This window comes from Microbacterium sp. M3 (assembly GCF_033548675.1).
GTDB classification, from domain to species: domain Bacteria; phylum Actinomycetota; class Actinomycetes; order Actinomycetales; family Microbacteriaceae; genus Microbacterium; species Microbacterium arthrosphaerae.
The window spans coordinates 167,642-178,408 of sequence record NZ_JAWTZT010000001.1 but is presented as its reverse complement, the minus strand read 5'-3'; the positions used below and the strand labels follow the sequence as shown (position 1 = coordinate 178,408).

The 10,767-nt window shown below is 72.2% G+C and carries 9 protein-coding genes; 7 read left to right on the top strand and 2 right to left on the bottom strand.

The annotated features are described in order from the left end of the window. The first annotated feature begins 45 nt into the window (after nucleotides 1-45). The 6 genes from R8Z57_RS00795 to R8Z57_RS00770 all read left to right on the top strand — a co-directional run bounded on the left by R8Z57_RS00795 (nucleotide 46) and on the right by R8Z57_RS00770 (nucleotide 5,556). Entirely contained in the window at nucleotides 46-759 is a 714-nt protein-coding gene (locus tag R8Z57_RS00795; protein ID WP_318351858.1) for a hypothetical protein, read from the top strand. Then, nucleotides 756-1,052 (top strand): transcriptional regulator, encoded by a 297-nt coding sequence (locus R8Z57_RS00790; RefSeq protein WP_318351857.1) that lies wholly within the window; start codon nucleotides 756-758, stop codon nucleotides 1,050-1,052. The genes R8Z57_RS00795 and R8Z57_RS00790 overlap by 4 nt, the downstream gene beginning before the upstream one ends. Continuing rightward, nucleotides 1,049-1,987, top strand: a complete 939-nt coding sequence (locus R8Z57_RS00785) for an ABC transporter ATP-binding protein (protein ID WP_318351856.1) — start codon at nucleotides 1,049-1,051, stop codon at nucleotides 1,985-1,987. Before R8Z57_RS00790 ends, R8Z57_RS00785 begins: the two co-directional genes overlap by 4 nt. Next, the gene (locus R8Z57_RS00780) at nucleotides 1,984-2,760 is read left to right on the top strand and encodes an ABC transporter permease (RefSeq protein WP_318351855.1); all 777 of its coding nucleotides are present in this window, start codon (nucleotides 1,984-1,986) and stop codon (nucleotides 2,758-2,760) included. The genes R8Z57_RS00785 and R8Z57_RS00780 overlap by 4 nt, the downstream gene beginning before the upstream one ends. A gap of 71 nt (nucleotides 2,761-2,831) precedes the next feature. After that, the gene (locus tag R8Z57_RS00775; protein WP_318351854.1) at nucleotides 2,832-3,668 is read left to right on the top strand and encodes an aldo/keto reductase; all 837 of its coding nucleotides are present in this window, start codon (nucleotides 2,832-2,834) and stop codon (nucleotides 3,666-3,668) included. 13 nt (nucleotides 3,669-3,681) lie between these two features. Continuing rightward, the gene (locus R8Z57_RS00770; protein ID WP_318351853.1) at nucleotides 3,682-5,556 is read left to right on the top strand and encodes a thioredoxin domain-containing protein; all 1,875 of its coding nucleotides are present in this window, start codon (nucleotides 3,682-3,684) and stop codon (nucleotides 5,554-5,556) included. Between the two features lie 9 nt (nucleotides 5,557-5,565). Here the strand turns inward: R8Z57_RS00770 and R8Z57_RS00765 are convergent, their stop codons facing one another. Further along, nucleotides 5,566-7,149 (bottom strand): dolichyl-phosphate-mannose--protein mannosyltransferase, encoded by a 1,584-nt coding sequence (locus R8Z57_RS00765; RefSeq protein WP_318351852.1) that lies wholly within the window; start codon nucleotides 7,147-7,149, stop codon nucleotides 5,566-5,568. A gap of 23 nt (nucleotides 7,150-7,172) precedes the next feature. Between R8Z57_RS00765 and rsmI the strand changes: the two genes are divergently transcribed. Beyond that, nucleotides 7,173-7,991 carry a 16S rRNA (cytidine(1402)-2'-O)-methyltransferase gene (gene rsmI, locus R8Z57_RS00760; RefSeq protein WP_318351851.1) on the top strand — a complete coding sequence of 273 codons (819 nt, stop codon included), beginning with the start codon at nucleotides 7,173-7,175 and terminating at the stop codon, nucleotides 7,989-7,991. Between the two features lie 16 nt (nucleotides 7,992-8,007). Here rsmI and R8Z57_RS00755 read toward each other — a convergent pair whose 3' ends face one another. Further along, the gene (locus R8Z57_RS00755; RefSeq protein WP_318351850.1) at nucleotides 8,008-10,737 is read right to left on the bottom strand and encodes a glycosyl hydrolase 53 family protein; all 2,730 of its coding nucleotides are present in this window, start codon (nucleotides 10,735-10,737) and stop codon (nucleotides 8,008-8,010) included. Between the last annotated feature and the right edge of the window lie 30 nt (nucleotides 10,738-10,767).

Below are 10,767 nucleotides of genomic sequence, written 5' to 3'. Positions count from 1 at the left end.
GCAAACTCATTGGAGTCGACGACTACTTTGTGATACAAAGTTGATGTGAACATCACAGACCCCTCCACCTGCGGCCCCGTCCCGGGCGTCCCCGGCTCCGTCGCCGACGACGCCCCACTCGATCCGGCGGCGATGCTCGCGCTCGTGGACGATCAGCGCCGGAGCGTGGAGCGGCAGATGGCGGGATTCGTCCCGTACATCGTCACCGCATGGGGCGTCGCCTGGCTGGTCGGATTCGGCGCTCTCTGGCTCATCGAGGGGCTCGCGCCGGCGTTCTCGCTCCCGGCCTCGATCGCCTTCTCGATCTTCGGCGTCTGCATCGTCGGGGCGATCGTCGTCTCGGCGGTGTTCGGCGCACGATCCGGACGCGGGCTACGAGGTAACCCCGGCGAGGCCTTCACGGGCATCGTGTACGGCTGCGCGTGGTGGATCGGCAGCATCGCGATCGTCGGCCTCGGGCAGGGGCTCCACGCCAACGGCATGTCGGCCGACCTGGCCGAGATCTACTATCCCGTCGCATTCGTCTCGTTCGCCGGCATCATGTACGTGCTCGCCGCGGCCATCTGGCGCGCGGTGCCGATGCTGGTCGTCGGCGTGTGGACCGTAGTCGTCGCCGTCGCGGCCCCCTTCTTCGGCGTGCCCACGCAGTACCTCGTCCTGGCGCTCGGCGGCGGCCTCGGGTTCCTCGCCCTGGGGGTCGCCTCGTTCGTGCATCTGGCACGGCTGCGCGGCCGCGTGCGGCGGGCGGCGCACCGATGACCGAGCTCGACCCGGTCATCCACGCGGCCGCGCGCCTGCGCATCACCGCGACGCTCGCCACCCTCACGCCGGGGGAGAGCATCGCCTTCCCGCGCCTGCAGGAGCTGCTCGACATGACCGCCGGCAACCTCTCGACGCACGTGCGCAAGCTCGAAGACGCCGGCTACGTCACCGTCGAGAAGACCCACCGCGGTCGCACCCCCGTCACCTACCTCGCGCTGACCCGGCAGGGCCGTCGCGCGTTCGAGGACTACACCGAGGCCCTGCGCTCCGTCCTGGGAGAACTGCCATGAACCTCGCGCGCTTCGATCGCGTCACGCGTCGCTACGGCGACGTGGTCGCGGTCGACGATGTCAGCCTCGACCTCGAGCCCGGCGTCCTCGTCGGCCTCCTCGGCCCCAACGGCGCGGGGAAGACCACCCTGCTGTCGCTGCTGCAGGGCCTCCGTCGTCCCACGTCCGGGACGGTGACGCTGTTCGGCGGCGATCCCCGGGACGCCCGCAGCCGGCAGCTGCTCGGTTCGACGCCGCAGGAGACGGCGCTCCCCGAGACGCTGCGCGTGCGCGAGGTGATCGACTACGTCGGCGGGCACTTCGCCGACCGCGTGCCGACCGGCGAGCTGGCCGCCGAGTTCGGCATCGACGAACTGCTCCGGCGGCAGTGCGGCGCGCTGTCGGGAGGCCAGAAGCGGCGCCTGTCGGTCGCGCTCGCGTTCGTCGGGCGCCCGCGGCTGGTGCTGCTCGACGAGCCGACGACCGGGCTCGACGTCGACGCGCGCCGCACGCTGTGGGAGGCGATCCGCCGCCAGCACCGCAGCGGCGCGACCGTCGTCGTCACGAGCCACTACCTCGAGGAGATCGAGGCGCTCGCCCAGCGCGCGGTGGTGGTGGGCGGCGGTCGGCTCATCGCCGACGACTCGGTCGAGCGGATCCTCGCGCGCGTGGGCGTCAGCCACGTCCGCCTGCGCTCGCCCGAACCGGCGCGTCTGGACCGGCTGACCGGCGTCGTCCACCACGAGCGCGACGACGACCGCGAGGTGCTCACCGTCGCCGATGCCGACGCGTTCGTCCGCGAGCTGGTCGGCAGCGGCGTCCCCTTCCAAGACCTCACCGTCCGCGGCGCGACCCTCGAAGAGGCCTTCCTCGCCCTGACCGGCACCGGTCGCGCGCCGCACACCGGCGCACCCGCACCCCTTTCCGACTCCGCAGATCAGGAGGCGCCCGCATGAGCGTGGCCGCGGCATCCGTCCCGTCCCTCCGGCAGCTGACCCTGCTGCACGCGCGCTACCAGCTGATCGAGACGCTGCGCGTGCCGATCGCCGTGATCGGCTCGCTCGTCTTCCCCGCGCTCGCGCTGCTGTTCTTCGTGGTGCCGCAACGTGCGGTGGCCGAAGACCCGGTCATCGCGACGCAGGCCGTCATCTCGCTCGCGGTGTTCGCCGTCATGTCGAACGCGCTGTTCAACTTCGGACTCACGATCGCCGAGAGCCGCGAGAAGCCGTGGGACCCCTACCTGCGCACGCTTCCCGCCCCGGGGCTCGCACGCGTGCTGGCGCAGATCCTCTCCACCGGGACGCTCGGACTCGTCGCCGTACTGCCGGTCATCGTGATCGGGGCGCTGTTCACCGCGGCGGAGGCGACAGTCCTCGCGGTGCTCGCGGGCCTCGTCGCCCTCGCGATCGGTGCGCTGCCCTTCATGCTGATCGGCACGGCCATCGGCTACGGGCTGCCGTTCAAGGCCGCGATCGCGGTCATCCAGATCCTGATGTTCGGTCTCGCGTTCATCGGCGGCCTGTTCCTGCCGCCGATCCTCTTCCCGGACTGGCTCGACACGATCTCGAAGTTCACCCCCTCGCGCCAGGCCCGTGAGCTGGTGATCTGGGCCGTCGAAGGGGGCACTCTCGAGTGGTGGGTGTGGGTCGGCATCCTCGTATGGACCGCGGTGTCGCTCGCGGCGGCGCTCCTGCTGTTCCGCCGCGACGAGGGGCGGCGCTACCGCTGAGAAGCTGCGGCGAGGGGCCGGGGCTGTCAACCCCGGCCCCTCTCGCCGCGGGCGGCTTCTAGGCTGGACGCATGACAGTCCCCAGCGTGACCCTCAACGACGGCAACTCGATCCCCCAGCTCGGCTACGGCGTCTTCAAGGTGCCGCCGGCCGACACCGAGCGCGCTGTCACCGAGGCTCTCGAGGTCGGCTACCGCCACATCGACACGGCGGCCATCTACGGCAACGAGGAGGGCGTGGGCGCGGCCATCGCTGCGAGCGGCATCGCCCGCGACGACCTGTTCATCACCACCAAGCTCTGGAACGACCGTCACCACGACGAGGAGCCCCGCGCGGCCATCGGCGAGAGCCTCGAGAAGCTCGGGCTCGAGAAGGTCGACCTCTACCTCGTGCACTGGCCGACGCCCGCCAAGGACGACTACGTCCACGCGTGGGAGAAGATGGTCGAGCTCCGCGCCGCCGGTCTCACGCGCAGCATCGGCGTCTCGAACCACCTGGTGCCGCACCTGGAGCGCATCGTCGCGGCGACGGGCGTCGTGCCGGCGGTCAACCAGATCGAGCTCCACCCGGCGTACCAGCAGCGCGAGATCACGGACTGGGCCGCGGCGCACGACGTGAAGATCGAGTCGTGGGGACCGCTCGGGCAGGGCAAGTACGACCTGTTCGGCGCAGGGCCCGTGGCCGCGGCGGCGAGCGCGCACGGCAAGACGCCCGCCCAGGCGGTGCTGCGCTGGCACCTGCAGAAGGGCTTCATCGTCTTCCCGAAGTCGGTGCGCCGCGAGCGTCTGGAAGAGAACCTCGACGTCTTCGACTTCGAGCTCACCGCCGACGAGATCGCCGCGATCGACGCGATGGACCCGGGCGACGGCTCGGGTCGCGTCAGCGCCCATCCCGACGAGGTCAACTGACGGGGCGGATGCCGTGAACTCGCGCCTCGCGGAATCCACGAGCCCGTACCTGCGGGCCCACGCCGGCAACCCGGTCGCGTGGTTCCCGTGGGGCGAGGAGGCGTTCGACGAGGCGCGCCGCCGTGGTGTGCCGGTCATGGTGTCGATCGGGTACTCGACCTGCCACTGGTGCCACGTGATGGCGCGGGAGTCGTTCGACGATCCCGCGACGGCCGCCCAGCTCGACGCCGGCTTCGTGTCGATCAAGGTCGACCGCGAGGAGCACCCCGAGGTGGACGCCGCCTACATGGCGGCGGCCTCTGCCTTCACGGCGCACCTCGGCTGGCCGCTCACGGTGTTCGTCACGCCCGAGGGCCGTCCGTTCTACGCCGGCACCTACTTCCCGCCCGAGCCGCGCGCCGGCATCCCGGCGTTCCGGCAGGTGCTGGCGGCGGTCGAGGAGGCCTGGACCGAGCGGCGCGACCAGATCGACGCCACCGCGGACGCGGTGGCCGAGGCGCTCGCCGAGGCGCGGGCAGCCGCTCCCGCCGACGGCGGCCTGCCGGGGCCGGACGCGCTGGCCGAGGCGGCCCGGGTGCTCGCCGCCCGGGAGGATCCCCGCCACGGCGGCTTCGGGGATCCCGCCGCACCCGCGCCGAAGTTCCCGGTCGCCACCGCGCTGCGCTTCCTGCAGACCCGTCTCGTGCGCGAGCGGGCGGCCGAGGCGGCGGCGGTCGCCGACCGGGCGCTGGCCGCGATGGCCGCCTCGCCGCTGCGCGACACCGTGGAAGGCGGGTTCTTCCGCTACGCCACGCGGCCCGACTGGACCGTGCCGCACTTCGAGAGGATGCTGACCGACAACGCGCAGCTGCTCGACGTCGCCCTCGACGCCTCTCCGAGCCGGGAGGACGTGGCGCGCGGCATCGCCGGTTTCCTCGTCGAGGTGCTGCAGCAGCCGGGCGGCGGCTTCGGCGCGGCGCAGGACTCCGAGTCGTGGATCGACGGCGCGCGCAGCGAGGGCGGCTATTACGAACGGGATGCCGCAGCCCGGGCGACGCTCGACCCGCCGGCCGTCGACGGCAAGGTCGTGACCGGGTGGAACGGCCTCGCGATCGGCGCGCTCGCGCGCGCCGGCGGGCGCCTGGGCGAGGCATCCTGGATCGCATCCGCGCGCTGGGCGGCCGACGCCGTGCTCGAGACCAACCTCGACGCCGACGGACGCCTGGTGCGGGCATCGCTCGACGAGGTCCCGTCGCGGGCGCACGCCACGCTCGCCGATCACGGTCAGCTCGCCGCGGGGCTGCTGGCGCTGGCCGCGGCGACCGGCGAGACGGCCTACGCCGTCACGGCACGCCGGCTGGTCGACGCCTGCGCCGATGCGGCGGGACGGCCGTCAGTGCCGGGCGGGGGAGACCCGGTGCTCTCGCAGCAGGGGATCGCGGCGCCGGACGCCGCGTCCGACGGCGACGAGCCCTCGGGCGTCGCGTCGCTCGCGGAGGCGGCCGCCGGGCTCTGGCTGCTGGGGGCGGGCGACGGCTATCGCGCCGTCGCCGAGAGGCTCCTCGCCCCGCACTCCGCGGCTGCCACGAGCCAGCCCCTCGCCTATGGGGCACTGCTGCGCGTCGCGGCGCTGCTCGCGGCCGCGCCGCGGCAGGTCGTGGTGGTGCACCCCGGCGAACCCCGTGCGGCCGAGATCGCCGCCGACCCGCGGGGGCTCGCGGCGGCTGCGCGGGCGATCCCCGCCGACGTCGTGACCGTCGTGACGTCCGCGCAGGCGGCGGAATGGGCGGCGGCCGGGTTCGCGCTGTTCGACGACAAGGGCGCACGCGACGGCCTGCCGACCGCCTACGACTGCCGCGACTTCGCGTGCCGGCTGCCCGTCACCGACCCGGCTGACCTGGTGCCCTGAGCGCGGGCGTCACACCCAGCTGGTCAGCCACATGTGCATGTGCCAGAACTCGTAGGGCACGTTCATCGCCGTGACGATCGGGTACCAGTAGGCCGACAGGGCGAGCGCCACGCCCAGGAAGACAATGACGAGGCGCTGCCCGGTGAGCCGGCGGTACGTCGTCGCGTTCGGCCCGCCGGCGATGTCTTTCAGCGCGAAGGTCAGCGCGAGGATCATGAATGGCAGGATCAGCACCGTGTAGAACTGGAACACCGTGCGCGCCGGCAGGAACAGCCAGGGCGCGTATGTCACCGCGACGCCGGTGAGCACGAGGGCGTAGCGCCAATCCCGCGCCACCACGAACCGGTACGCGAGGTACAGCACGGCGGCCACGCCCGCGTACCAGACCAGCGGATTCGGCATCGTGGAGATGGCCTCGGAGCACCCCTTCGCGGCGGTGCAGCCGTCGACGCCGAGCTCGTCCTGGTGGAAGTACACGCTCGTGGGCCGCAGCAGCAGCGGCCACTGCCACGCCGGACTCGCGTACGCGTGCGGGGAGGTGATGCCCGACGTCGAGTTGTACATCGCGACGTGGTACAGCCACAGGCTCTCGAGCGGGTTGCTGCCGGCGTGACGGTCGTAGCCGCCGTCGGTGACCAGCCAGCCGGTCCACGACGCGAGGTACACGGCGACGGCCACCGGCACGAAGAGCAGGAACGTCACCACACCCTGACGCAGCGCGTCGGTCGGCCAGAACAGCACGCCCGCGCGGCGGCGCGCCAGGGCGTCGGTCACCACGAGATAGAGGCCGAGCCCCGCCAGCACCCACGCGCCCGACCACTTGACCGCGGTCGCGGCGCCGAAGGCGGCTCCGGCGGCGATGACCCACGGCCGGTTCCACAGCAGCGGACCCCACGACGGCGGCTCGTCGCCGTCGAACCGCGCCGCGACGGTCTGCGCGATGCGGGACATCGTGCGCTCACGATCGCGCACCACGAAGAGGAAGCCCAGGAGCACGAAGAAGGTGAGGGAGGTGTCGAGCAGCGCGACCCGGCTCATCGAGATCGCCAGGCCGTCGACCGCCATGAGGAGCCCCGCCACGACGGCGAAGGTCGTCGACGTCGAGAGGCGCTTGGCGATCAGCATGAGGACGAGCACGGCGGCGGTGCCCAGGAGCGCGGTCGTGATGCGCCAGCCCCAGCCGCTGTCGGGTCCGAGCACCATCATGCCGAGCGCGATGATCCACTTGCCGAGCGGCGGATGCACCACGAACGCCGCGTTGCCGGTGAACACGTCCACGTCGCCGGCGAGGAAGCTCTCGTTCGCGCCCGAGGGCCACGAGCCCTCGTACCCGAGGTTCAGCAGCGTCCACGCGTCCTTGACGTAGTACGTCTCGTCGAACTGGTTCATCAGGTCGTGCGCGGCGGCGAGATTCCACAGCCGCAGCACGCCGGCCAGCACGACGACGATCGCCGGGCCGAGCCAGCGATAGAGCCGGGCGGCGCGAGGGTCCTCGCTCACGCGCCGCGTGAACCGGTCGTAGAGGCTCGGGCGCTGCGGCGGCGGGAGGGGCGCGGCGGGCGGTTCGGCCTCGAGCCGCGGGGCATCCGTCACCCGGCCAAGTCTAGGCTGAGGGCGTGATCATCCTCGCGGCGACCCCGATCGGCAACCTCGGGGACGCCTCCCGCCGGCTCATCGAGGCGCTGGAGGACGCGACCGTCGTCGCCGCCGAGGACACCCGCACCACGCAGCGCCTGCTGGCGGCGCTCGGCGTCGCCAACCGGCCCCGGCTGATCGCCCTCCACGACCACAACGAGAAGGAGCGCGCGCCCGAGCTCGTCGAGCTCGCGCGCGACCAGGACGTGCTCGTGCTCAGCGACGCCGGCATGCCGACGGTCAGCGATCCGGGGTACGGCCTGGTGGCCGCGGCCGCGGCGGCCGGCGTCGACGTCACCGCGATCCCCGGACCGAGCGCCGTCGTCACCGCCCTCGCCGTCTCGGGGCTCCCCACCGACCGGTTCACCTTCGAGGGCTTCGTGCCGCGCAAGCCCGGCGAGCGGGCGGCGACGCTGCGGGCGCTCGCCTCCGAGCCGCGCACGATGGTCTTCTTCGAGGCGCCGTCGCGGGTCGCCGCGACCCTCGCCGACATGGCCGCCGCCTTCGGCGACGACCGCCGCGCGGCCGTGTGCCGGGAGCTGACGAAGCTCCACGAGGAGGTCGCCCGGGGTCCGCTCGCCGACCTGGCCCGCTGGGCCGATGCGGGGGTGCGCGGCGAACTTGTGATCGTGGTGGAGGGAGCGCCCGCACGCGGCGTCGCCTTCCCCGACGCGGTCACGCAGGTGCTCGAGCTGGTGCGCGACGGCGTGCGCTTGAAAGCGGCCGCGGCCGAAGTGTCCGGCCTCACCGGCCACTCCAGCCGCGAGCTGTATCAGGCGGCGCTCGCCGTGCGGGGCTGACACGGCACCGCCGCCGTCATCTCCGCACTGTGACCGAGACATCCTTACTCATCGTCACACCCGCGTCGTTCGCGAATTCGACACGGTAGGTGTGCGTGCCGCGGGCGGCACCGGTGACGACGAACGTCGCGTGCTGTGCGCCGGGGGTCGCCGCGACGAGCGTTCCGCCGGCGATGACGGTGTCGCCTTCGAAGAACCGGTAGGTGGTGGCGTTGGTGCCCCACCACAGGTCGGCGGTCAGCGTGAAGACGCCGTCTCCGTCCTTGTTGTCGTGGCTGAGCACCGGCTTTCCCGGTGAGGCGTCCGTCACGGTGACGGTGACCGGGCGGAGCGCCGTCGCGCCCTGCGAGTTGACGAGTTCGCCGGTGTAGACGTAGACGCCGTTCTTCTTCCCCGTCACCGGGATCTCGGCCGACTGCTCGCCGACGCCGCCGTACGCGAGCGACACCGTCGCGATGCGCTCGCCGTTCTCGAACACTCGGAGCTTCGTGCCGTTCTCACCCCACCACAGGTTCATCCTCACGGTGTAGGCGCCGTCCTTGAGACCCGTGTCCCAGCCGTTGTCGTGCGAGAGGATGCCCCGGCCCGGCGCCTTCGCGGCGGCATCGAGTGCGACGAGCCCGTCGACGGCGTCGGCCAGCGCGGTCGTCGCGCCCTCGACCGCGTCGCGGGACGCGGCATCCGCCGACAGCACGATGCGGGCCCGCTCGATCGCCGCCTGCAGCGCGGCCGCGGTCGCAGGCGTGTACGCGGCCGGATCGATCGCCTCCGCGGCGGCGAGGTCCGCGGTGAGGGGGGAGGTGTCGACGCCCGTCGGGGCGGCCCGCACGAGTTCGAGGTCGTCGATCGTGCCCCAGGCCCCGCCGGCGAGCGTCGCGGTCACCGTGACCGTCACGCTTGCGCCCTCCGCCACGTCGATCGGCGCCGTCGTCGGCGTCGACCAGTTACGCCAGCCGTCCATCGAGAAGGGGACGGATGCCTCGGCCGATCCGCTCGAGACGCTCAGGCGCACGCTGCTCGCGGCGTCCTCTCCATCGCCCTGCAAGGCGCCGCGGACGACGTAGGATCCGGCGGGGACGGCGTCCACGCGCTGGGAAAGAGAGAACGAGTAGGCGCCCGCGGCCCAGAAGTGCGCGGACCGGTCGCCGGAGTGCGGGTCGTCCCACGCGCCGATCGTGAGTCCTGTGCCGGTCTTCGTCCAGGGGCTGTTGTCACCCTCGAATCCGGGGCTGCGGAGCAGGTTCTTCTGCGCGACGACGACCGTGGCGTTCGCCGCGAGACCCGACGACGTGACGCCTGAGATCGAGTACGTGCCGGGGCCCTCGATCCAGGTGGCGGCGTCGGACCAAGCGACCGGTTCCGCCTCTGACGAACCGTCGTTGTACGACACCATGACGGTGTCCGGGAGGATGATCTCGTCGCCCTCAGTCACGGTGAGCTCCGCCGGCGCCACCTCGGTGACCTCCCGCGGCGCCAGCGCGCCGGTGCGGGCATAGGCGAAGACGTTGAGCGACTCGAGCGGCGTGCCGTCGTGCGCGAACAGCGCCTGGTTGTCCCACGCTGAGCCGCCGTACCACTGCCCGGCGTCGTGGGGGTCGTACTCACCGGCGTAGCTCGACGCCCAGCCCGACCCGTGGGCCTCCCAGAGCGCCTTGTTCGTCTCGAGCTGCGACGGCGGACCGACCGGCAGCCAGGCGGGCTCCCAGTAGAAGACGCCGATGCCCGCGTCGCCGACGTTCACCACGGCCTGGATGACGTCGCGGACGGCGGTGGCCTGGCCCTGGACGCTGATCGGATACTGCGTCGCCTCGGACGGAACGTCGATGACGTTTCCGTGCCCGTCTCCGTCCTCCAGTGTGTACGCCCACGAGGTCTCCGCGACCATGACCTTCTTGCCGTACGTGTCGGCGACGTTCTTCAGCACCGTCGTGAGGTTCTGGACCGTGCCGTGCCAGTACGGGTAGTAGCTCGACGCGAACACGTCGTAATCGACGTCGCGCGAGGCGAGATTCGCTGCGTACCCGGCGTAGCGGCCGCTGGTCTCCGGGTTGGTGAAGTGCACGGCGACGAGGGCGTCGGGGAAGACCTCGCGGACGGCCGCCGAGCCGGCGGAGAAGATCTGCGCCATGCCGTCCCAGCCGCTGACGCCGGCCACCGCGTTGTTGGTCTCGTTGCCCACCTGCACCATGCGCACGTCGACGCCCGCGGTCTTCAGCTGCCCGAGAGCGTCGGTGGTGAAGTCCTGCACAGCGACGGCCTTCTCGGCCACGGTGAGCGCCGCCCAGTCCTTCGGGGCCTGCTGCTTGGCCGGGTCTGCCCAGAAGTCGGAGTAGTGGAAGTCGACGAGGACGCCGAGTCCGGCATCCGTCGCCCGCGTGCCGATCTCGATCGCGTGGGCGACGTCGTTGTCCCCGCCTCCGTAGCCGTTGCGGGCGGCGTCGAAGGGGTCGTTCCACACGCGCACGCGCACGTCGGTGATGCCGGCGTCGGCGAGCACTTCGAACAGGTCCGCCGGCTGCCGGGCGGCGTCGCGGAACACCACGCCGGACTCCTCCAGGGCGATGGCCGACGAGACGTCGACGCCGCTGATGAAGTCCGTGGGGAGGTTCTCGACCTTCGGCACCGTGATGCCGGCTGGGACGGGGCCGTCGTCTGCGGCGGCGGGCACTGCCGTTATTACGCCGAGGACGAGGGCGAGGGATGCCGCGACGGCCGCGAGGCGCGCGGATCGGGGGTGGTGAGACACGGTGTTCTCCGATCGACGTTGATCAAGGGG